Genomic DNA, 21,774 nt, shown 5'->3' on the forward strand with positions numbered 1-21,774 from the left:
CGGGCTTTCCTCCGGGCGTTTTCCCTTCGGTATTTCGTGTTTCCGACTCTATCAGACTCTCTCGGGCCCGATTTCCTCGGTGCTTTCCGGTTCCCAGCCCGACCTTTCGGCCTTTCCGTTTCCCTTTCGGCGTTTCCGACTCTATCAGATCCTCGCGGTTCCGATTCCCTGCCGGTTGGGCTTGTCTTCCCGGCCGTTTCCGGTCCGTTCCGACGTCCTGAACAGTAGTGGATTCTCGCCCGGACTCATAATCGAGCCGATCGGAAACGAATTCGGACAGCGCGAAGCCGCCAAATGCTTTTCCCTGGGGATAAGCCGTACTGCTGAGGAGGGTGCCGCTTTCGCGGCGAGAGTGCCACTGAAAGCCTGTGCGGCTTCGTGGCAACTCGGAGAACCATACGGATGCCCGGCGTCCGTGTCAAACGAGGGCAAGACCACCTGCCCGCACCCCATGATCGCCTAGCGCGCCGACAGGTGCGGGCGGTGCGGGGCGGTCCCGTACCGCGAGGGGAGGGGATCGCGATGGGGACAGCCCGTGCACTGCCGGCCGTCATGCTTCTGACGTCGGCCTTCTTGGGAGTCGGGTCCGGACAGGCCGCGCCCGCGTCACCGCGGGACACGGCACCGCCGGACCTCACCGTCGTCTCGTGGAACATCTGCGGTGAGGCGGGCGGAGGGCGCGGCGCGGCCGGATACTGCCCGTACCGGAACGACCCCGAACGCAAGACCGAGGAACTCGCGCGGCTCGTCGCCGCGGAGAACGCGGACGCGGTCCTGCTCCAGGAGACCTGCGGCGGGCCCGACGGGGCTCACGAGAAAAGCCTGCGCGAGAAGTTGGGGACCGGCTGGTCATTCGCGTTCGCACCCGCCAAGCGGCCCGATGACAGGAACGCGGACGGCACTCCCCAGGGCGACCCGGAGGCGAGTGCGTGCCGGGGTTCGCTGGTGGGCGGAATCCTCGGGAACCTGATCGCCGTGCGCGGCACCATTTCCGCGGAGGCGCACGAGAACACGCTGCCCCCCGATCCGGCCGGTGTGAGTGTGCAGAGACTGCCGGTCCAGTGCGTGGCGGTGGCCGAGTGGTCGACTTCCCTCTGCGACACGCACATCATTCCGGGCAGCGCCGATTCCCGTGTTCCCGCGCAGATCGAGGCGGTGCGGACGTTCGTGGCCGGCTTCGGGACCGCGCACGGGACGGCTCGGACGGTGCTCGGTGGGGACTTCAACCGCGCCGCGGGCGACGCCGCGATGAAGCCGCTGACCTCCGCGTACGAGAACTGTGTCAGCGGTACGACGCACCACGGCTGGGACAACGAGGCCAAGGCGCACCGCTGGCACGAGTTCGATCACCTCTTCGTCAGCCGTCCCGCCGAGGGCAGCGCCTTCTCCTCGTGCTCCGTCGAGAGCGCGCTGATGGATACGACGGAGAACGAGACGGACAGCGGCGATCCGAACGGCTTCTCGGACCACGCGCCCGTCCTCGGACGGCTCGGCGGACACCGTACGGCGGGAGACCTGGACGGGGACGGGCTGCCGGACCTGCTCGCCGTCGACGACAGCGGCCGGCTGCGGCTCTACCCGGGCGACGGGCACGGCGGGCACATGGGAGCGCCCGCGATCATCGGCACCGGCGGCTGGCTCGGCGCCTCCGTGACCCACCGCGGGGACTGGACCGGGGACGGCCTGGAGGACGTGGTGGCGCGCGTCGGCGACGAGTTGCGCGTCTATCCCGGCCGCGTCGGCGGCACGCTCGGCTCCCCCGTGCGCCTCCTCACCGGTCTCGCCTCCGACGCCCGGCTCGTCGTACCCGGCGACGCGACGGGGGACGGACGCGCGGACCTCGTCGTGTCGACCGGCGGCAGGCTGTGGCTGTACGAGAACGACTGGACGCACCGGCCCGCGGTGCGGGAGCCGCGGCTGATCGGCACCGCGGGCTGGTCCCCCATGGACCTGACCGCGCCCGGCGACGCGGACCACGACGGCCGTCCCGACCTGCTCGCCCGCGACGCGCGGGACGGCACGCTGTGGCTGTACCGCGGCCTCGCCGGTGGCGGCGTGGGCGCGCGGACCGAGTACGGGCACGGCTGGACCACCGCCGCCAGGCCCCTGCTCGCCGGAGCCTCGGACGCCGACCGGGACGGACGCGCGGATCTGTGGGCCACGACGGGCGAGGGCACCGGGACCCTGCTCTTCTACGCGGGCGGTACCTCCGCGAGCGGCGAGCCGGTGGACGGGCCCCGTACGACGGTCGGCCTGAGGAGCTGGAACACGATCCGCGCGCTGTCCTGAGCGGCCGGGGAGCGGCCGGGTCTCAGGCCCCGGCCGCCAGCTCGCGGCTGCGGTCGCGGGCCGCTTCGAGGGCGGCGATCAGGGCGGCGCGGACGCCGTGGTTCTCCAGCTCGCGGATCGCGTTGATCGTCGTTCCGGCCGGGGAGGTGACGTTCTCGCGGAGCTTGACCGGGTGCTCGCCCGAGTCGCGGAGCATGACGGCGGCGCCGACCGCGGCCTGGACGATCAGCTCGTGCGCCTTGTCTCGCGGCAGGCCGAGCAGGATGCCCGCGTCCGTCATCGCCTCGACGAGGAAGTAGAAGTACGCCGGGCCCGAGCCCGAGAGCGCGGTCGCGGCGTCCTGCTGGCTCTCCGGGACCCGCAGCGTCTTGCCGACGCCGCCGAAGATCGTCTCCGCGTGGGCGAGGTGCTCCCCGGTGGCGTGCGTGCCCGCCGAGATCACCGACATCGCCTCGTCGACGAGCGCCGGGGTGTTCGTCATGACCCGTACGACCGGCGTGCCGGGGGCGAGGCGGTCCTCGAAGAAGGCGGTCGGGATGCCCGCCGCGCCGCTGATCACGAGGCGGTCGGCGGGCAGGTGGGGGGCGAGCTCGTCGAGCAGCGTGCCCATGTCCTGCGGCTTCACCGTGAGGATGAGGATGTCCGCCCTCTTCGCCGCCTCCGCGTTGCCCACGGGGCTCACGCCGTGGCGCGCGCGCAGTTCCTCGGCGCGCTCGGGGCGGCGCGCGGTCACGAGCAGGTCCTGCGGCGCCCAGCCGGCCCGCAGCATGCCGCTGAGCAGCGCCTCGCCGATCTTTCCGGTGCCGAGTACGGCGACTTTCAGCGTCATCGTGTTCACCCTCCGGGCGGGTTCGTCGTCCGGCGGTCAGTCTCGCACCGGGCGACGGTCGCGGGCCGGGGTGTCCGGTGGGCGGTACGGGGACGGGCGGGGCCGCGGGGCGGGCCCCCGTACCCGTACCGCTTCGTCCCGTACTCGTACGGTCGTCAGTTCGTACGACGGCGCAGTGTCGCCGCGCCCAGGCCGAGGACGAGGAGGGCGCAGCCGGCGACGACGAGGATGTCGCGGACGAAGTCGCCCGTGACGCCGGTGTGGCGCTGGATCTCGGTCATGGCGTCGACCGCGTAGGACATGGGGAGGACGTTCGAGAGCGCCTCCAGGACGGGCTGCATGCGGTCGCGCGGGGTGAAGAGGCCGCACAGGAGGAGCTGCGGGAAGATCACCGCCGGCATGAACTGGACGGCCTGGAACTCGGAGGCGGCGAAGGCCGAGACGAAGAGGCCGAGCGCGGTGCCGAGGAGGGCGTCGAGGAGCGCGACCAGGAGCAGGAGCCAGGGGGAACCGGTCACGTCGAGGCCGAGCGCCCACACCGAGAGGCCGGTGGCGAGGGCCGCCTGGAGGACGGCGAGGGCGCCGAAGGCGAGGGCGTAGCCGCCGATGAGGTCGGCCTTCGCGAGGGGGAGGGCGAGGAGGCGTTCGAGGGTGCCCGAGGTGCGTTCGCGCAGGGTCGAGATCGAGGCGACCAGGAACATCGTGATGAGCGGGAAGATCCCGAGCAGGGAGGCGCCGATCTGGTCGAACGTGCGCGGGCTCGCGTCGAACACGTACCGCAGCAGGAAGATCATCAGACAGGGGACGACGAGGAGCAGCGCGACGGTGCGGGGGTCGGCGCGCAGTTGGCGCAGGACGCGCGCGGCGGTGGCGAGGGTGCGGGCGGCGTTCATCGGTCCTCCTGGGAGGCGCTGTCCACGAGGGCGAGGAAGGCGGCCTCGACGGAGTCGGTCGCGGTGCGGGTGCGCAGGTCTTCGGGGGTGCCCGCGGCGAGGAGGGCGCCCTCGCGGAGCAGGAGCAGGTGGTCGCAGCGTTCCGCCTCGTCCATGACGTGCGAGGAGATGAGCAGGCTCGTGCCGCTCTCGCGGGCGAGGCGGTGGAAGAGGGCCCACAGGTCGCGGCGCAGGACGGGGTCGAGACCGACCGTCGGTTCGTCGAGGACGAGGAGTTCCGGACTGCCGAGGAGGGCGACGGCGAGGGAGACGCGGCTGCGCTGGCCACCGGAGAGGGCGCCCGCGCGGGCTTCGGCGTGCGGGGTGAGGTCGACGGCTTCGAGGGCGGCGTCGACCGCGGCGGTGCGGCGGCGCGCCGCGCGGCGGCCCGGGTCGAGCACGGCGGCGAAGTAGGCGAGGTTCTGGCGCACGCTCAGGTCGTCGTAGACGGAGGGGGCCTGCGTCACGTAGCCGACGCGGGACCGCAGGGCCGGGGTTCCGGCGGGCGCGCCGAGGACGGTCAGCTCGCCCGTGACGGCGCGCTGGGTGCCGACGACGGCGCGCATGAGGGTGGATTTCCCGCAGCCGGAGGGGCCGAGCAGGCCGGTGACGCGGCCGGTGGGGACGGTGAAGGCGAGGTCGTCGAGGACGGGGCGGTGGCCGCGGTGGACGGTGAGGCGGGTGGCGCGGACGGCGGCGGGCGCGGCCGGGTCGGGGTCGGTGGTGGTGGTGGGGCGGCTGGGGCGCATGGGGGTCTCCGTGGTCTCCGGGAGGGAGCCGGGGGCGGGCGGGACGGGAGCGGGCGGGGGCAGAGTGGGGACGGTGGGCGATTAATTAATCGCGCGGTTAATTCTTGGGTCGCCGCGTCCGGAGCGTCAAGGGCCCGGGGGTACGGAGCCTGCGGCGTACGGGGTGGGGCCGCCCGGGCCGGGTGGGAGCCGTGTCGCCGTGTTGACGCGCGAAGGCCCCCGGGGTGCGGGGGCCTTCGGTGGTGCGGCGCTGGACGGCGTCGCAGGTCAGAGGTGACGTGACGTCATGCGGGCTCAGTGCGTGGGGCGGCGCGCGAGCGTCAACTCGACGAGGTATTTCTCCTCGATCGTGGCATCCGGGAACACCGCGAGCAGCGCGGCGCGTTCGGCTGCCAAGAAGTTGTTACGGGTGGATTCGTCACGGACGAGGAGGATGGAGTGGCTTGCGAGGTTCGCGAGGTGGTGGTCGAGCGGGACACGGCGGCTCCATCGCACGGTGCGGGAGGCGGAGTCGGCCTTGTCCGCGAGGGCGCGGTCTCGCGCGGAGCCGTGGCGCGGGTCCTGGGTGGGCTGCGGCGCCTTCTGGAGTTCGTGCGGGCCCTGGGCTCCGGGAGCACCGTGCGCCTGGGCCTCGGAGCCGAACCACTCGCGCAGGCGGGCGCCTTGGGCGGCGACCCACTCCACCTCGGGATCGGAGACGTTCCACCACGCGGCGAGCGCGCCGCCCGGGCGCAGGACGCGCATCGCCTCGGGAAGCGCGCGCTCGGGGTCGGTCCAGTGCCAGGACTGGGCGTAGGTGACGAAGTCGGCGCTCGCGTCGCGGAGCGGGAGTGCGTTGCCGTCGCCGCGCACGACGGGGAGGTGCGGGAGGTCGTGGCGGTACTGGGCGGCCATGCCCGCGCCGGGTTCGACACCGAGGACGTGGGCGCCGCGCGCGGCGAGCCGGGCGCTCGCGATGCCGGTGCCCGCGCCGACGTCGATGACGCGGGCGTCGCTCAGGGAGCGTCCGGCGAGTTCCTCGACGGCGTCGAAGAGGGCGTCGGGGTAGGAGGGGCGGTAGGCGGCGTAGGAGCCTGCGGCGGCGTTGAAGGAGTGTGCTCTGCGGGTGTGCGTGGCAGCGTCCATGGGGTCATCCTGCGCCGACCGCCGGGCTGTCTTTCAAGCCCCCCCGGTGCGGGCCTCGTTCGCGGTCCGGGACGCTTCGCGTCAGCGGCGTTTCGTCTTGCCGCGCCCCTTCGCGCCGGGCTTCGCGCCGCCCTTGGCGCGGCGCTTCTCGTAGCGCGTCCGCGCTTCCTCGTACTCCTCGCGGACGAGGGACTCGCCCGGGGCCTCGGTGAGGCAGCGGACCGCGTGGGCGAGGAGGGTGCCGAGGAAGCCGATGGCCAGGAGGCCGCGCACGGACTGCTGGGCGGCCGGGTCGGGGCGGCGGGTGAAGTTCTGCCACGTACGGGCGAAGGCCATCGCCGTGCACAGCGCGAACATCACGACGAGCAGGAGGTTCACGAGGCCGCCCACATCGGCGAGCGCGATGCCCTCGTAGGCGAACTTCAGCACGAGGGCCCCGGCCGCCGCGCAGAGCAGCGAGCCGAGGCCGACGGCGGCGCGGCGGGCGCCGTAGCCGCCGTCGTGGGCGAGCCACGTCGTGCCGAAGAAGCGCAGCGGTTCGGGGCGGGGCCCCGGCTCGCTCGGTGTCCTGGGGGACGGGGGGCCGGGGGTCTCGCGCGCGTTCTCGGTCACCCGGCGATTATCGCGGGCGCGGGGCACGGCGGTGGCTCAGCCCCCGAGGAGGGTCACGTCGCGCACGGCGCCCTTGTCGGCGCTGGTCGCCATCGCCGCGTACGCGCGCAGGGCGGTCGAGACGGCCCGTTCGCGGTTCTTCGGCGCGTAGACCCCACCGAGTGCTTCGCGGCGAGCCGCGAGGGTCTCGTCGTCGACGAGCAGTTCCATCGAGCGGTTCGGGATGTCGATGCGGATGCGGTCGCCGTCCTCGACGAGCGCGATCGTGCCGCCGGCCGCGGCCTCGGGCGAGGCGTGGCCGATGGAGAGGCCGGAGGTGCCGCCGGAGAAGCGGCCGTCGGTGACGAGCGCGCACACCTTGCCGAGCCCGCGGCCCTTGAGGAAGGACGTCGGGTAGAGCATCTCCTGCATGCCGGGGCCGCCCTTGGGGCCCTCGTAGCGGATGACGACGACGTCGCCGGGCGTGACCTTCTTCGCGAGGATCTTCTCGACGGCCTCTTCCTGCGACTCGCAGACGACGGCGGGGCCCTCGAAGGTCCAGATCGACTCGTCGACGCCCGCGGTCTTCACGACGGCGCCGTCCACGGCGAGGTTGCCGCGCAGGACCGCGAGGCCGCCGTCCACGGAGTAGGCGTGCGCGACGTCGCGGATGCAGCCGCCCGCCGCGTCCGTGTCGAGCGTGTCCCAGCGCTCCGACTGCGAGAACGCCTCGGCGCTGCGGCGGCACCCGGGCGCCGCGTGCCACAGCTCGACGGCCTCCTCGCTCGCCGTGCCGCCGCGCACGTCCCACGTCTCCAGCCAGTCCTTGACGGACGGCGAGTGGATCGTGTGCACGTCCTCGTTGAGCAGTCCGCCCCGGTACAGCTCGCCGAGGATCGCCGGGATACCGCCCGCGCGGTGCACGTCCTCCATGTAGTACGTGTGCGAGCCGGCCACGTTCGGCGCGACCTTCGCGAGGCAGGGGACGCGCCGCGAGACGTCGTTGATGTCGTGCAGGTCGTAGTCCGCGCCCGCCTCCTGGGCGGCCGCGAGCAGGTGCAGGATCGTGTTCGTCGAGCCGCCCATGGCGATGTCGAGCGCCATGGCGTTCTCGAAGGCCGCGTGCGTGGCGATGTTGCGCGGCAGGACGCTGTCGTCGTCCTGCTCGTAGTAGCGGCGGGTCAGCTCGACGACCGTCTCGCCCGCCTTCTCGTAGAGCGCGCGGCGGGCCGTGTGCGTGGCGAGGACCGAGCCGTTGCCCGGGAGCGCGAGGCCGATCGCCTCGGCGAGGCAGTTCATCGAGTTGGCGGTGAACATGCCGGAGCAGGAGCCGCAGGTGGGACAGGCGTTCTCCTCGATCCGGAGGATGTCCTCGTCCGAGACCGACTCGTTGACCGCGTCGCTGATCGCGTTGATCAGGTCGAGCTTGCGGACGGTGCCGTCGACCAGCGTCGCCTTGCCGGCCTCCATCGGGCCGCCGGAGACGAAGACCGTCGGGATGTTGAGGCGCAGGGCGGCCATCAGCATGCCGGGCGTGATCTTGTCGCAGTTCGAGATGCAGATGAGCGCGTCGGCGCAGTGCGCCTCGACCATGTACTCGACGGAGTCGGCGATCAGGTCGCGCGAGGGCAGCGAGTAGAGCATCCCGCCGTGGCCCATCGCGATGCCGTCGTCGACGGCGATCGTGTTGAACTCGCGGGGCACGGCGCCCGCCGCCTTGACCGCCTCGGAGACGATCCGGCCGACCGGCTGGAGGTGGGTGTGCCCCGGCACGAACTCGGTGAACGAGTTCGCGATGGCGACGATCGGCTTGCCGATGTCCGCACTGGCTACGCCCGAGGCGCGCATAAGGGCGCGGGCGCCCGCCATGTTGCGGCCGTGGGTGACAGTGCGGGACCTCAGCTCGGGCATCGTCGCTCGCTCCTCGTCGTACAGGGTGGTGATGCGCGCCGGGCGCGGCCACGGGGACCGCCCTCGACGCGTAAGTCTTGCGATCGAGCGTACGCCCGTGCTCCAAGATCTGGACAGGGTGTCCGGAATACGGGACGTCTGTGCTCGGCGCGGGGCGGGTGGGATGGTGCGACGCGGGGGCGGGCGGGGTGCGACGCGCGCCGGTTCAGGGGTGGCCCGCGCCGGTTCGGGGGTGGCGCGCCGGTTCAGGGGTGGCCGTGGACTGGTTCGCCGGTGACGCCCGGGTCCGGGTCGGTCAGGTAGCGCTGGAGGGTGGGGGCGACGGCGGCGACGAGGCGGGGGGCCGGTTCGGAGGCGATGGGTTCGACTCCGAGCACGTACCGGAGCAGCGCGATGCCGACGAGGTGCGAGGCGGCGAGTTCGGCGCGCAGGCGGGGGTCGGGGACGTCGAGTTTCTGGGCGATGCGTTCCAGGAGGCGGCTGAGGACGAGCGAGCGAAGGACTCCGGCGGCGGCCTCGTGGGTGAGCGCGGAGCGGACGAGGGCGAGCAGCGGGGCGCGTGAGGCGGGGTTCTCCCAGATGCCGAAGAAGTACGTGGCGAGGCGTTCGCCGACGCCCTCGGCGCCCGCACCGATGACGTCGGCGAGCCCCTCGGTCGGTGCGAAGTGCGCCTCGACGGCGGCGGCGAACAGGGCGTCCTTCGTGCCGAAGTAGTGGTGCACGAGGGAGGCGTCGACCCCGGCGAGCCGCGCGACGGCGCGTACCGGGGTGCGGTCGTAGCCCTGCGCGGCGAAGGCGGTGCTGGCGGCGTCGAGGATGCGTTCCCTGGCGGCGGGGCCGCTGGCGGCGAGTGCCTTGGGGGGTCGGCCGCGGCGTCGGCGGGGTTCGCGCGCCGTCTCGTCGTCCGCCATCCGTACCGCCTCCTCCGTGCCGTGCCCGGCCGTGTTCCGGGCCGCTTTCCGCGCTCGTCGCCGGGCCTTCGCGCCCGCGCGGTGATTCAGGGGCGCGGGGACCTCGCGGGCGAGGTGGTGGTGGGGCCGGGCTCGGTGCGCGGGGTCCGGGTTGCTTCGGCGTCCCCGGTGTCCCCGGCGGCTCCGGTGTGCCCAGCGGCTCCGGGGGCTCCGGTGTGTCCGGCGGCTCCGGGGGCGTCCGCGCGGGGCGGGGAGAGGGGGGCGGCGAGGTGGAGGCGCGTGTAGGCGAGGGCTTCGGCGAGGTCCGCCTCGCGTTCGGCGTTGGACATCGCGCGGCGCGTGTTGACCTCGATGACCACGTGCCCGGTGAAGCCGCTCACGGCGAGGCGTTCCAGCGTCTCGGCGCACGGCTGGGTGCCCCGTCCCGGCACGAGGTGTTCGTCCTTGCCGGAGCCGGAGCCGTCGGCGAGGTGCACGTGGGCGAGGCGGTCGCCCATGCGGTCGATCATCGCGGTGGCGTCGGTGCGGGCCGTCGCGGTGTGCGAGAGATCGACGGTGAAGTGCCGGTAGTCGTCGTGCGTGACGTCCCAGTCGGGGGCGTAGGCGAGGAGTTCGCGCTCGCGGTAGCGCCAGGGGTACATGTTCTCGACGGCGAAGCGCACGTCCGTCTCGTTCGCCATGCGCCAGATGCCGTCGACGAAGTCGCGCGCGTACTGGCGCTGCCAGCGGAAGGGCGGGTGGACGACGACGGCCGAGGCGCCGAGGCGCTCGGCGGCGCTGCGAGCGCGCTGGAGCTTGGTCCAGGGGTCCGTTGTCCACACCCGTTGCGTGATGAGCAGACAGGGGGCGTGGACGGCGAGAACGGGGACGCGGTGGAAGTCGGAGAGCCTGCGCAGGGCGTCGATGTCCTGACTGACCGGGTCGGTCCACACCATGACCTCGACGCCGTCGTAGCCGAGGCGCGCGGCGATCTCGAAGGCCGTCGCCGTCGACTCCGGATAGACCGAGGCCGTCGACAGGGCGACCTTCGCCCCCGGAACGCGAACCGCTGCTTCAACCACCCCCACAGCCTACGGGGCGGTAGCCCCGGGGTGTCCGGGCGCGAGCCGCGCGGGAACGTGCGGGAGGGCGCGGCGGGCGGCTCGACCTGCGCGGTGGCGGCGGGTGTGCGGTTCGCCACGGAGGGGCGGGGAGCGCGCGGGGCGCCGGGCCGCCCCCGTATCTCCGAAGGGCCGCACCGCGCGTACTTCGCACATGGCACGTGTGGCGCGCTCATGGCGCGTACCGCGAGGGCCGTGGCCCCCACCGCGGGAGCCGGTCTGGCGTCAGGCCTGAGGGGTGCGGGTCGCGACAGCCTCGGTGATCACCGCTCCGCGACCGCCCTCGGCGCGGTCGAGGCGGTCCAGGCGGTCCAGGCGGTCCAGGCGGTCCAGGCGGTCCAGGCGGCGGAGGATGACTCCTTCGCGCAGTGCCCAGGGGCAGATCTCGGCGCGTTCGATGCCGAAGAGGTCGAAGGCGCCCTCGGCGACGATCGCGCCCGCGAGCAGCTGGTCGGCGCGGTCCTCGGGGATGCCGGGGAGTTCGGCGCGTTCTGCGGCGGTCATCGCGGCGAGGCGCGGCACCCACTCCTCCAGCGAGCGGCGCTTGAGCTCGCGCGTCACGTACAGCCCCTCCGAGGAGCGTGCCGCGCCGCCGACGCGGGCGAGGCGGCGGAAGGTCTTGGACGTCGCGACGACGTGGTCGGGCGGCCCGAAGCGGCTGAACTCGCCGACGACGCGCGCGATGGAGGCACGTACGTACTTGCGCAGCTGCCTGACGTCCTCGGGCGCGGGCGGGTCGCCGGGCAGGCGCGCGTGCGTGAGGCGGCCGGCGCCGAGCGGCAGCGAGACGGCCGCGTCGGGTTCCTCGTCGAGGCCGTAGGCGATCTCCAGCGAGCCGCCGCCGATGTCGAGCAGCAGCAGCCGGCCCGCCGACCAGCCGAACCAGCGGCGCGCGGCGAGGAACGTGAGCCGCGCCTCCTCCGGGCCGCTGAGCACGTCGAGCCGTACGCCGGTCTCCTCGCGGACGCGGCGCAGGACCTCGTCGGCGTTGACGGCGTCGCGCACCGCGGAGGTCGCGAAGGGCAGCAGTTCCTCCACGCCCTTGTCCTCGGCGGCCAGGAGCGCTTCGCGGACGGTGGCTGTCAGCGCGGTCACGCCCCGTTCACCGATCGCGCCGTCAGCGTCGAGCAGCTGGGCCAGGCGCAGTTCGGCCTTGTGCGAGTGCGCGGGCAGCGGCCGCGCGCCGTGGTGGGCGTCCACGACGAGCAGGTGCACCGTGTTCGAGCCGACGTCGAGTACTCCGAGCCTCATGGCCGCACACGCTACTGCGCCGCTCCGGGCGCGCGGGCGGAGTAGCGGACGAAGCACCGGACGGTGTACCGGGGCGTACGGGGCGCGGGCGGCCGTCGGCGTGCGTAAGCGGAAGCGGACGGCGCGCGACGCGGCGTGACCTTGTGGCGGGGCGCGGGCGTGACGTTCCCGGTCGGCGGGGCGACGCGCTTACGCTGGGCGCGTGCCGAAGACGAAAAAGGCGAAGTCCCCGGAAATGCCGCCGTCCGAAGGGGCCCCCGAGGTGCCGCAGCAGCAGAAGCAGAAGCAGGACAAGCGGAAGCGCGAGCAGGGCGCGAAGCAGGCGGACAAGGCGGACAAGCGGAGTGCGACGCGGGGCGCGAAGCCGGGCGCCAAGCGGAACGCGAGGCAGGCCGCGTTGCTCGCGCGCGAGCTGCGGACCGCGCCGCCGGAGGACGGTACGGGCGACGTGGCCGTCGCGGTGGCGACCGATCCCGGCACGTACCCCCTTCCCCGGGACGACGAGAAGGGGCTCGACTTCGCGCGGGCGTGGGTGGAGTTCGTCGATCCGGACGACGAGGAGCAGGTCTTCCGCTGCGATCTGACGTGGCTCACCTCGCGCTGGAGCTGTGTCTTCGGCAGCGGCTGCCAGGGCATCCAGGCGGGGCGCGCGGCCGACGGCTGCTGCACGCTGGGCGCGCACTTCTCGGACGAGGAGGACGAGGAGCGGGTCGCCGGTTTCGTCGAGCGCCTCACGCCGGACATCTGGCAGCACCACGACGTGGGCACGACGACGGGCTGGGTGCAGCTCGACGAGAACGACGGGGAGCGGCAGACGCGGCGCTGGCAGGGTTCGTGCGTCTTCCAGAACCGGCCCGGCTTCGCGGGCGGCGCGGGCTGCGCGCTGCACATCCTGGCGCTGCGCGAGGGCCGCGAACCGCTGGAGACGAAGCCGGACGTGTGCTGGCAGCTGCCGGTGCGCAGGACGTACGACTGGGTGGAGCGACCGGACGGCACGCAGATCCTCCAGGTGTCGATCGGGGAGTACGACCGCAGGGGCTGGGGCCCGGGCGGCCACGACCTGCACTGGTGGTGCACCTCGGCGACCTCGGCGCACGGCGCGGGTGAGCCGGTCTACGTCTCGTACCGGCCCGAGCTGACGGAGCTGATGGGCAAGAAGGCGTACGCGCAGCTCGCGGAGGTGTGCGAGGCGCGCCTGGCCTCGCAGCTGCCGCTGGTGGCACCGCACCCGGCGGACCAACGAGCGGGATGACGAGGCGGGACGGGGCGGGGCCGGAGGGGGCGGCAGGGGCTGGGGCCGAGGGGCGCGAGCTGGCGGGGGCGGGGCCGGGGGCGCGAGCTGGCGGGAAGCGGGGGCTGTCTAGTGCCTCCGCTGCTGCTCCCCCTCCGCCCCCGGCTCCCCCGTCGTCGGCTCCTCCGGGCTCGTGGGCCCCGAGGTCGGCGGGGTGCTCTCCGGTGGCTCGGGCGGCCGGCTCGTCGGTGGCTCGCTCGGGCCGGGGCCGGTGGGTGGCGGGTCCTCGCTCGGGCCGGTTTCGGCCGGCGGCTCCTGGCTGTGGCTCGGCCCGGCGCTCGGTCGCGACTCGGCGGGCGGCTCGGCGCTCTCCCGGCCGCCTCCGGTGCCCTTCTCGTGCGAACGGGCACGGGCGCCGCTGCCGCTGAGCACGATCACCGCGTCCACCGGGCTCACCCGGATCTCCGCCCGCCAGCCGTGCTCCGGCGTGCGCCCGCGCACCACGTGCGCCAGTACCGTCACCGACTCGCCCCGTTCGAGCCGTCCCGCGTGCTTGCTCAGCCGTACCCAGCCGGCCCCCGTCGCGAGGCCCCAGTCGAGCGGCGCGCGGCCGGTGGCGCGCAGCGTGATCAGGCTGCTGTCGCCTCGTGTGCGGACGCTGATGGCGAGCCCCGAGGCGCCCGCGCGGTGCTTGCCCTCCGGGTCGACGACGGTCGCCGAGAGCGGTTCGCCCGCGTCCTGGGCGCTGCCCGCGTTCTCGTACGGCTCGGCTCCCGCGCCGCCCTTGCCCTCGCTGTCCCGCGCGCTCACCGCGCGCCCGCCGTCCGGGCCGTCGTCGAAGAACGGCAGCCCACCCCCGTACGAGGTCCACAGCGCGAGGAGCGGCGCGGCGACGACGGTCGCCACGACCGTCGTCGTGACGGCGCGCGAGCGCAGCCGTTCGCGCCGGGCCGCGCGCTCCCGCGCGTCCATCGGGAAGCCCTTGCGGTCGAGTCGCAGCTGCGCGGCGCCTTTGCGGCGCCTCGCCACCTCGGCGGCGGGGCGCGCGAGGATCTCGGCGCGCGGGGCCGCGAGGACGGGCAGCGCGTCCGGGGTGACGGCCGTGCCCGGCCACGGCTCGGCGGCACCGGCGCGTTCGGCGGTACGGCGACAGCGCGGGCACTCGTCGACGTGGCGCACCAACTCGCCGCGGAGCGCGGAGCCGAGCGGGATACGGCGGTCCCCCGCGTACCGCGCGGCGACGGGGCAACCCCCGCTCGCCGCGACCCCGAGCGCGACCCGCGTCCGCTCCACCTCGCACGCCGCCGCCGCGAGCAGTTCCCGCGCCGCGCTCTCCTCCAGACCGATCACCGAGGCCACCTGGAGCGGGGTCAGCCCGTGCCGTACCGCGAGTTCCAGCGCCTCGCGCTGCTCGGGGCTCGTCCCCGCCGCCTCCGGCCAGGCGAGCCGGGCCAGTTCCCTGCGCCGCTCGCGCCCCTGCGCCGACTCCTCGCGCGCTTCCTCCTCCGGGCGGCCGCGCGTCTCGGTGAGGCGCCGCAGGCACACCCAGCGGGCCAGCGCGTAGAGCCACGCCTGCCGGTCCGCGTCGTCCTGCGGCGCGCGGCTCTGCTTGCGCGCGGCGAGATCCAGCACCTCGCGCACCACGCCGACCGCCGCCTCGTGCGCGCACAGGACGGAGAGGCAGTACGTGAAAAGGCCGTCGAGATGCCCGTCGAACCGCCCGTCAATGCCCCCGCCGGGCCCCGCCGCGGCCGCGCCGGGCATGCCTGAGGAGCCCGTACCGTCCCGGGAAGTGGAGTGCTCGGTCCTGCTGCTCATCACCCGGCGACCGTAGGCGCCCGTGCGCCCTCACTCGCCCCTCCTTGAGCCCTTTTACTCCTTACGGGTGAACAGATCGCTCGAAAGGGGACAGGAAAGGGCGCGTACGGGTCGGCGCGGGCGTACGGGGAGCGGGCAGGGGCGTACGGGGCGCGGCGCGGGGGTGGTACCGGTCCACGCGCGGGCGTGCGGGTCCGGCGAGGGGGGACCGGTCCCGGCAGGGCGTACGGGTGCTGGCGAGGCGGGGCGTATGGGTGCCGGCGAGGCGGGGGTGTGCGGGTCCGCCCCGGCGCAGACGTGCGGCCCAGGCGAGACGTGCGGGTCCCGGCGAGGGGGGACACGGGTCCGCGCGAGGGGGACACGGGTCCGGGCGAGGGCGTGCGTGTCCCTGCTAGGCGAGGGCGTACGGGTCCCGAAGCAGACGTGCGGGTCCCGGCGAGGCCGTACAGGGCCCCGCGAGGGGTGGTACCGGTCCACGCGCAGGCGTACGGGTCCCGGTAAGAGCGTGCGCAGCACTCCCGCACGGGCGCCCGCCCCTTCACGCCCCCAGAATCCCCCGCGCTCCCCCACCCCGCGTCCACCTCCGCGGAACTCCCCGCCCACCCTCGACCGTTGTGGCCCGTCGGGGGCCCGCACGACCCCTAGGGGATATCCCCGAGCCTCCCGCCCCGTCTCTCAGGGACATCCCCCAAGAAACCCGGAGTTCCCGCTCCAGCCGCTCGCTCCGGCTCTCCCTGTCAGTCCCTCCCGCTACGGTGGCCGCATGCCCACCCGCACCAAGTCCGCCAAAGAACGCCCCTCCTACCGCTGCACCGAGTGCGGCTGGCAGACGGCCAAGTGGCTGGGGCGCTGCCCGGAGTGCCAGGCGTGGGGGACGATCGAGGAGTACGGCGCTCCCGCGGTGCGCACAACGGCGCCCGGCCGCGTCACCACCTCCGCCCTCCCCATCGCGCAGGTCGACGGGCGGCAGGCCACGGCCCGTTCCACCGGCGTGCCCGAGCTGGACCGGGTGCTCGGCGGCGGGCTCGTGCCGGGCGCCGTCGTCCTCCTCGCGGGGGAGCCGGGGGTCGGCAAGTCCACGCTGCTCCTCGACGTCGCCGCGAAGGCCGCGGGTCCCGGGCACCGCACGCTGTACGTGACGGGCGAGGAGTCCGCCTCGCAGGTCAGGCTCCGCGCGGACCGTATCGACGCGCTCGACGACGAGCTGTACCTGGCCGCCGAGACCGACCTCTCCGCCGTCCTCGGCCACCTCGACGCGGTGAAGCCCTCCCTGCTCGTCGTCGACTCCGTCCAGACCGTCGCCTCCCCCGAGATCGACGGCGCGCCCGGCGGCATGGCGCAGGTGCGCGAGGTCGCGGGCGCGCTCATCCGCGCGTCGAAGGAGCGCGGCATGGCGACCCTGCTCGTCGGCCACGTCACGAAGGACGGCGCCATCGCCGGGCCCCGTCTCCTCGAACACCTCGTCGACGTCGTCCTCAGCTTCGAGGGCGACCGGCACGCGCGCCTGCGCCTCGTGCGCGGGGTCAAGAACCGCTTCGGCGCGACCGACGAGGTCGGCTGCTTCGAGCTGCACGACGAGGGCATCACCGGGGTCACCGACCCCTCGGGCCTCTTCCTCACCCGCCGTGACGAGCCCGTCCCCGGCACCTGCCTCACCGTCACGCTGGAGGGCCGCCGTCCCCTCGTCGCCGAGGTGCAGGCCCTCACCGTCGACTCGCAGATCCCCTCGCCGCGCCGTACCACCTCGGGCCTGGAGACCTCCCGCGTCTCGATGATGCTCGCCGTCCTCGAACAGCGCGGGCGCATCAGCGCGCTCGGCAAGCGCGATATCTACAGCGCGACGGTCGGCGGCGTGAAGCTCTCCGAACCGGCCGCCGACCTCGCCATCGCGCTCGCCCTCGCGAGCGCGGCGAGCGACACCCCGCTGCCGAAGAACCTCGTCGCGATCGGCGAGGTCGGCCTCGCGGGCGAGGTGAGGCGTGTCACGGGCGTGCAGCGCCGCCTCGCCGAGGCCCACCGCCTCGGCTTCACCCACGCCCTCGTCCCCGCCGACCCGGGGCGCGTCCCGGACGGCATGCGCGTCACCGAGGTCGCCGACATCGCCGACGCCCTCCTCGTCCTCCCCCGCGGCCGCGCCGCGGCGCGCGGCGGAAGGGCCGGGGGCCAGGGGGCGGAGACCGAGGGGCGTACGGGTACGGGGCGCGGCGCCGAGGGGCGTACGGGTGCGGGCGCGCGCGGCGAAACCCGTACGGGTGCGGGGCGCGGCGAAGCCCGTACGTCCGCCGCACGCCGTACCGCGCGCACCTCCCCCGTCAAGGGCTCCTCCGGCGCCCCCGCGCCCCGTGAGGAAGAGGCGCCCGATCTCTGGGAGGACGACGCGGCGGCCCCCTTCTGAACGGCTCGCACGGGCCCTGGGACCGGGCGCGCCCCCCTTCGCCCCGGCACGCCGGGGCGGCGCCGGTAGACTTTGCCCCGGTCTCGCCTGTCCGTACGGTGGGCCACGGGTCGCCTCGGCCCTGGGAGGACCGGGCGGCGCGGTGGCGGCGGCCGGGAACCGTAGATCTGCGACCGGAGGAATGCAGTGGCAGCAGGCGACCGGGGAGCGACTCCCGGCAAGTCGGGCGGTGTTGCCCGTGCCGACGCGCTGATGCGCGCCTCACTGAGCGCGGTCGCGCCGGGCACGGCCCTGCGGGACGGACTCGAAAGAGTCCTGCGCGGGAACACGGGCGGGCTCATCATCCTCGGCTGGGACAAGACCGTCGAATCCCTGTGCACGGGCGGGTTCATCCTCGACGTCGAGTTCAGCGCGACCCGGCTGCGAGAGCTGTGCAAGCTCGACGGCGGCATCGTGCTCGACAAGGACCTCACCAAGATCCTCCGGGCGGGCGTGCAGTTCGTGCCCGATCCGACGATCCCGACCGAGGAGACCGGTACGCGGCACCGCACCGCCGACCGCGTCTCCAAGCAGGTGGGTTTCCCCGTCGTCTCGGTGAGCCAGTCGATGCGGCTCATCGCGCTGTACGTCGACGGGCAGCGCCGCGTCATGGAGGACTCCGCCGCGATCCTCTCGCGCGCGAACCAGGCCCTCGCGACGCTGGAGCGGTACAAACTGCGCCTCGACGAGGTGGCGGGAACGCTCTCCGCGCTGGAGATCGAGGATCTCGTCACGGTGCGGGACGTGTGCGCGGTCGCACAGCGCCTGGAGATGGTGCGGCGGATCGCGACGGAGATCGCGGAGTACGTCCTTGAGCTGGGTACCGACGGACGACTCCTCGCGCTCCAGCTCGACGAGCTGATCGCCGGTGTCGAGCCGGAGCGTGAACTCGTGGCCCGCGACTACGTCCCCGAGCCGACCGCGCGCCGGGCCCGTACCGTCGAGGAAGCGCTCACCGAGCTGAACGCGCTCACGCACACCGAGCTCCTCGAACTCCCCGTCGTGGCCCGCGCGCTCGGTTACACAGGCTCCCCCGAGGCCCTCGACTCGGCGGTCTCGCCGCGCGGTTACCGGCTGCTCGCGAAGGTCCCCCGGCTGCCGGGCGCCATCATCGACCGCCTCGTCGAGCACTTCGGCGGCTTGCAGAAGCTCCTCGCCGCGAGCGTCGACGACCTCCAGACCGTCGACGGGGTGGGCGAGGCCCGCGCCCGCAGCGTGCGCGAGGGGCTGTCGCGACTGGCCGAGTCGTCGATCCTTGAGCGGTACGTCTGAGAAGTACGGCGGCGGCGGGACGCGGGACGGGGTCGAGCGCTCTACCGAGCCCGGCGAAGTCCCGGCCCCGGCAAGGTCAGGACCCGGCCGGTGCCCCGGCTGTGGTGGCGTCCCGACCCGGGCTTGCTCGGCCCGGGCTTGCCCCAACCCGGCCGCTGCCCCGGCTCCGGCGGTCTCCGGCCCCGGTCGGCGGCCTGATGCCGACCGTCTCCGGCTCTGGCCGACGCCCCGGCTCCGGCGGGGGCCGGGCAAGCCCGCGCCCCCTCGGTTTCTCAGTCCTTGTCGAGGCGGAACGACGTGCGGGCCTTCTCCAGCCCCGGCGCCGTCGCCTCCACCAGGTACGTGCCCGGCTTCGCCGAGCCGCTCGGCGGCTTCGCGCACGCGGCGCGGCTCGCCTTGCGGTTCCACTCGATCTCGTACCGGATCGTCTCCTTCGCCGGTACCCGCAGCCACAGGCTCTCGGTCGCCGGGCAGTCCTTGGAGGACCAGTAGGGGGCGTCCTCGCCGGTCAGCGTGATCGTCACGACGGTGCGCGCCGCGCCGAGGTTCACCTTGCACGCGGCGGCCGAACTGTTCTTGACGGACAGTTCGAGCTGCGGCTTCTTGCCCGGCTCGTACGTGTTGTGCTCGCTGCGCAGCGAGAGTTCGGCGACGCCTGTCGCGCAGTCGGGCAGGCTAGACCCGGCGGGGACCTGCTGCGCGTCGCTGCTACCGGCTCCCGCGCCCTTGCCCGAGCCGCCCGAACCCGAACCGCCTTCGCCACCCGCCTCGTTCGAGCCGTCCGCCTCGTCCGCCCCGTCCGCCGAGCCGCCCTTGCCGGAACCGTCCTTGCCGGAGCCGCTGTCCGCGTCCCCGTCCGAGGCGCCGTCACCCGGCGTGGCCGTGTCGTCGTCCTTGTCGGAGCCGCCCGACTCGTCGCGGCCGCCCGGCTGTTGACTGATCGCCGGGCCCGAACCGCTGGGGCCCGGGGTGATCGAGGGCGCGGGGCCCGAGGAGCCGCCGGAACCCTGCGCACCGTCCTTGTTGCCGCCCCCGCCCCCGCCCGTCACGTTCACCAGCCATACGACGAGCAGGGCGACGAGCACCAGTACGGCGCCGAAAATCGCCCTCCGTCGCCAGTAGATGCTGGAGGGAAGCGGACCGACCGGATTGCGCATAGATCCCACGGCGCAACTCTACGAGAGATCCACGCCACTCCCGGCGCCACCCGCCGCCCCATCGTCAACTTTCCCGGATCATCATTCCGGCTGGTCTTCACACGAGCGGCAGCTCCGTTCCCGGCTGCCGGTTTCGCGCCGGTACGGGCCGTTCCGGTCCACCCCGAGCACCCCCCGAGCGCACCCCGGTACCGCCTCACCACCCCGGCCCGGTGCCGTGATCACTCCGTTCCTCATTCGTGTCGCTTCCGTTTCTTTTCCCTTCCGGCGCCTGTGTGATTGCCACGCATCCGCGCTTTCGCCCGCGCCCCACTTCCCGAGCGGGCCCGCCGTCCGCCCGGCTTGTCCGCGCGTATCCCTTCCGCCCCCGCCCCGCCGCGGGACCGGCGCCGCGGGCGGTCCGGTTCACCCCTCCTTCGTGCTACGTCCTCCCCCGGTTCACCCGCCGCCCCCGCCGATCGGCAGGGGCGGGAACGGTCCCGCCGGACGATGCGGTGGTCAGGAGCAGCCCGTAGCGTCCCCGACCATGGAAGGCATGACCAGCGTCGACTCTGACCTCTATCTCGACATCCTCGACTTCGGGCACAGCACGCCGGAGTGGTTCCAGAAGCTCGCCGAGATCTGGACGGAACTGGGACTGCTGCTCTTCGCGGCACTCTTCGTCGTCGCCTGGTGGCGCGCCCGGCGCGGTGACCCGAGCGCCCTGGCCGTCGCGGTCCTCGCCCCGCTCGGGACCGCCGTCGCGTACGTGATCAGCGAGGTCGCGAAGTCCTCGATCACGGAGGAGCGGCCCTGTCGTGCCGTCAAGGGCGCCCATCCGCTCATCGACTGCCCGGCGCAGGGCGACTGGTCCTTCCCCAGCAACCACGCGACGATCGCGGCGGGCGCGGCCGTGGGTCTCATGCTCGCCTGGCGTGTGATCGCCTGGCTCACCCTGCCCATGGCGCTCCTCATGGCGTTCTCGCGGGTCTTCGTCGGCGTCCACTACCCGCACGACGTCGCGACCGGCCTCGTCCTCGGCACACTCGCCTCGCTCGTCGTCGTCAAGCTCGGCACCCGCCCGCTCGCCGCACTCGCCACCACCATGCGGGGCTCCTCGATCGGACTCCTCGCCTGGCTCGCCGGCCCGGGACAGCGCCGCGCGGCGCACGCCGCGCCCTACGTCCGCTGAGCCACCCGCTCCTCCGCCCTCCTCCCCCACCGGCAGCCCCGCCTCGTGCGCGAGCACGACGGCGCGGACCCTGTGGGTGATCCCGAGCCGGTCGAGCACGAAGCGCACGTACGCCTTCACCGTCCCCTCGCCCAGCCCGAGCCGCACCGGATGCCCGCGTTCGACAGCCCTCCCGCGAGCAGGACGAGGACCTCGCGCTCCCGGGGCGCGAGCCGGGCCACCGCCCCTCGCGCCCCGGCGGCCCGCTCCAGGCGCCGCCCGCCGAACCCGTCCAGTACGTGCCGGGTCGCCCAGGCCGGGTTCGCTTTCTTCCGCGCGCACCACGCCCACGCTCTCGCGCAGCCGGTCCACCGCGTCCGCCGTCGCCGCGCGCAGCCCCGCCGCCGCCTCGCGGTGCCGCTCCGGCAGGTCGGCCACGACCTGGAGCGTGCCGGCACGCAGCGCGAGGGGTCTCGGTTCGTGGGCGAACCAGCGGAAGACGACGAGGAAGAGGAGTACGGCGAGGAGCGGCAACCACGCGGTGACCGGGTCCTCGCCACGCCACAGCACCCGCGCCGACCCGGCGAGAACGAGTGCCGCGCACGCCGCGGCGGTCTGCCGGGCGCCGCCGCGCAGGCCGAGGAGGCAGGCGAGGGCGGGCAGCGCGAGCCCGTGGTCCGCGGTGAAGAGCGCCGTACCGAAGGCGAGGCCGGGGGCCGCGGCGAGCAGCAGGGCTGTCGCCGCCCTCCGCGCGCGGAGGGAGGCGAGCGCGAGCGCCGCGAGACCGAGCCCGGTGGCTCCCCGAGGCACGTGTTCGACAAGGCCGAACAGGCGCGCCAGGCCCACGGGCACGGCGAGCACCGCCCAGAGCCCGAGGGCCCGGACGCCGTGCGAAAGCGCGGTCACAGCCATGCCCGTCACGGTACGGGGCACCACTGACAAGCCCTCCGTGACCGACCGAATACCTTGGGTAACCGCAGGTCATGGGCCCCCACGCCCGGGGCGCCGCCCGTCCGGAGGTCCG

16 protein-coding genes and 1 pseudogene are annotated in these 21,774 nt (G+C 74.1%); 6 read left to right on the top strand and 11 right to left on the bottom strand.

Annotated elements, in window-relative coordinates; all coding sequences use genetic code 11:
- Positions 1-552 precede the first annotated feature (552 nt).
- Complete coding sequence (locus ACIP4O_RS25240; RefSeq protein WP_401577800.1) at positions 553-2,289, top strand: FG-GAP-like repeat-containing protein; 1,737 nt, start codon at positions 553-555, stop codon at positions 2,287-2,289.
- A 22-nt stretch (positions 2,290-2,311) separates the two neighbouring features.
- On the opposite strand, the gene proC is transcribed toward ACIP4O_RS25240, so the two are convergent.
- The 9 genes from proC to ACIP4O_RS25285 all read right to left on the bottom strand — a co-directional run bounded on the left by proC (position 2,312) and on the right by ACIP4O_RS25285 (position 11,688).
- A complete protein-coding gene (proC, locus tag ACIP4O_RS25245) occupies positions 2,312-3,118 on the bottom strand; it encodes a pyrroline-5-carboxylate reductase (RefSeq protein ID WP_401577802.1) in 807 nt (268 codons plus the stop codon).
- 155 nt (positions 3,119-3,273) lie between these two features.
- Positions 3,274-4,011, bottom strand: a complete 738-nt coding sequence (locus tag ACIP4O_RS25250; RefSeq protein WP_401577804.1) for an ABC transporter permease — start codon at positions 4,009-4,011, stop codon at positions 3,274-3,276.
- Entirely contained in the window at positions 4,008-4,799 is a 792-nt protein-coding gene (locus tag ACIP4O_RS25255) for an ABC transporter ATP-binding protein (protein ID WP_401577806.1), read from the bottom strand. The genes ACIP4O_RS25250 and ACIP4O_RS25255 overlap by 4 nt, the downstream gene beginning before the upstream one ends.
- A 294-nt stretch (positions 4,800-5,093) precedes the next feature.
- The gene (locus ACIP4O_RS25260) at positions 5,094-5,924 is read right to left on the bottom strand and encodes a class I SAM-dependent methyltransferase (protein ID WP_401577808.1); all 831 of its coding nucleotides are present in this window, start codon (positions 5,922-5,924) and stop codon (positions 5,094-5,096) included.
- A gap of 81 nt (positions 5,925-6,005) precedes the next feature.
- Positions 6,006-6,536: an EamA/RhaT family transporter gene (locus tag ACIP4O_RS25265; RefSeq protein WP_401577810.1), complete on the bottom strand. Its 531-nt coding sequence runs from the start codon at positions 6,534-6,536 to the stop codon at positions 6,006-6,008.
- A 36-nt stretch (positions 6,537-6,572) separates the two neighbouring features.
- Positions 6,573-8,426 (bottom strand): dihydroxy-acid dehydratase, encoded by a 1,854-nt coding sequence (ilvD, locus tag ACIP4O_RS25270; protein WP_361323137.1) that lies wholly within the window; start codon positions 8,424-8,426, stop codon positions 6,573-6,575.
- Positions 8,427-8,671: 245 nt separating this feature from the next.
- The gene (locus tag ACIP4O_RS25275; protein ID WP_401577811.1) at positions 8,672-9,337 is read right to left on the bottom strand and encodes a TetR family transcriptional regulator; all 666 of its coding nucleotides are present in this window, start codon (positions 9,335-9,337) and stop codon (positions 8,672-8,674) included.
- An 86-nt stretch (positions 9,338-9,423) separates the two neighbouring features.
- On the bottom strand, positions 9,424-10,398 hold the full coding sequence (locus tag ACIP4O_RS25280; RefSeq protein ID WP_401577813.1) for a sugar phosphate isomerase/epimerase family protein: 975 nt from the start codon (positions 10,396-10,398) through the stop codon (positions 9,424-9,426).
- Positions 10,399-10,662: 264 nt separating this feature from the next.
- Positions 10,663-11,688, bottom strand: coding sequence for a Ppx/GppA family phosphatase (locus ACIP4O_RS25285; RefSeq protein ID WP_401577815.1), 1,026 nt, complete (start codon positions 11,686-11,688; stop codon positions 10,663-10,665).
- A gap of 262 nt (positions 11,689-11,950) precedes the next feature.
- On the opposite strand from ACIP4O_RS25285, the gene ACIP4O_RS25290 reads away from it, so the two are divergent.
- On the top strand, positions 11,951-12,940 hold the full coding sequence (locus ACIP4O_RS25290; protein WP_401578156.1) for a hypothetical protein: 990 nt from the start codon (positions 11,951-11,953) through the stop codon (positions 12,938-12,940).
- Positions 12,941-13,048: 108 nt separating this feature from the next.
- Here ACIP4O_RS25290 and ACIP4O_RS25295 read toward each other — a convergent pair whose 3' ends face one another.
- Positions 13,049-14,737, bottom strand: coding sequence for a sigma-70 family RNA polymerase sigma factor (locus tag ACIP4O_RS25295; protein ID WP_401577816.1), 1,689 nt, complete (start codon positions 14,735-14,737; stop codon positions 13,049-13,051).
- Positions 14,738-15,500: 763 nt separating this feature from the next.
- Between ACIP4O_RS25295 and radA the strand changes: the two are divergent.
- Positions 15,501-16,871 (top strand): annotated as a pseudogene (gene radA / locus ACIP4O_RS25300) (DNA repair protein RadA); the annotation flags it as partial.
- A gap of 447 nt (positions 16,872-17,318) precedes the next feature.
- Positions 17,319-18,443: a DNA integrity scanning diadenylate cyclase DisA gene (gene disA / locus ACIP4O_RS25305; protein ID WP_361323150.1), complete on the top strand. Its 1,125-nt coding sequence runs from the start codon at positions 17,319-17,321 to the stop codon at positions 18,441-18,443.
- Between the two features lie 272 nt (positions 18,444-18,715).
- Here the strand turns inward: disA and ACIP4O_RS25310 are convergent, their stop codons facing one another.
- Positions 18,716-19,609, bottom strand: a complete 894-nt coding sequence (locus ACIP4O_RS25310; RefSeq protein WP_401577818.1) for a hypothetical protein — start codon at positions 19,607-19,609, stop codon at positions 18,716-18,718.
- A 517-nt stretch (positions 19,610-20,126) separates the two neighbouring features.
- Between ACIP4O_RS25310 and ACIP4O_RS25315 the strand changes: the two genes are divergently transcribed.
- Entirely contained in the window at positions 20,127-20,771 is a 645-nt protein-coding gene (locus tag ACIP4O_RS25315; RefSeq protein ID WP_361323156.1) for a phosphatase PAP2 family protein, read from the top strand.
- A gap of 45 nt (positions 20,772-20,816) precedes the next feature.
- Positions 20,817-21,689, top strand: a complete 873-nt coding sequence (locus tag ACIP4O_RS25320) for a hypothetical protein (protein ID WP_401577820.1) — start codon at positions 20,817-20,819, stop codon at positions 21,687-21,689.
- Positions 21,690-21,774: the final 85 nt, after the last annotated feature.

Origin of the sequence: Streptomyces sp. NPDC088923, assembly GCF_044749745.1 — a bacterium.
Taxonomy (GTDB): Bacteria; Actinomycetota; Actinomycetes; order Streptomycetales; family Streptomycetaceae; genus Streptomyces.

Coding starts and splice junctions, on each gene's coding strand:
- ACIP4O_RS25275 (WP_401577811.1), bottom strand. CDS start 9,337: ATGGCGGACGACGAGACGGCGCGCGAACCCCGCCGACGCCGCGGCCGA.
- ACIP4O_RS25315 (WP_361323156.1), top strand. CDS start 20,127: ATGGAAGGCATGACCAGCGTCGACTCTGACCTCTATCTCGACATCCTC.
- ilvD (WP_361323137.1), bottom strand. CDS start 8,426: ATGCCCGAGCTGAGGTCCCGCACTGTCACCCACGGCCGCAACATGGCG.
- ACIP4O_RS25295 (WP_401577816.1), bottom strand. CDS start 14,737: ATGAGCAGCAGGACCGAGCACTCCACTTCCCGGGACGGTACGGGCTCC.
- ACIP4O_RS25285 (WP_401577815.1), bottom strand. CDS start 11,688: ATGAGGCTCGGAGTACTCGACGTCGGCTCGAACACGGTGCACCTGCTC.
- ACIP4O_RS25260 (WP_401577808.1), bottom strand. CDS start 5,924: ATGGACGCTGCCACGCACACCCGCAGAGCACACTCCTTCAACGCCGCC.
- ACIP4O_RS25250 (WP_401577804.1), bottom strand. CDS start 4,011: ATGAACGCCGCCCGCACCCTCGCCACCGCCGCGCGCGTCCTGCGCCAA.
- ACIP4O_RS25240 (WP_401577800.1), top strand. CDS start 553: ATGCTTCTGACGTCGGCCTTCTTGGGAGTCGGGTCCGGACAGGCCGCG.
- proC (WP_401577802.1), bottom strand. CDS start 3,118: ATGACGCTGAAAGTCGCCGTACTCGGCACCGGAAAGATCGGCGAGGCG.
- ACIP4O_RS25255 (WP_401577806.1), bottom strand. CDS start 4,799: ATGCGCCCCAGCCGCCCCACCACCACCACCGACCCCGACCCGGCCGCG.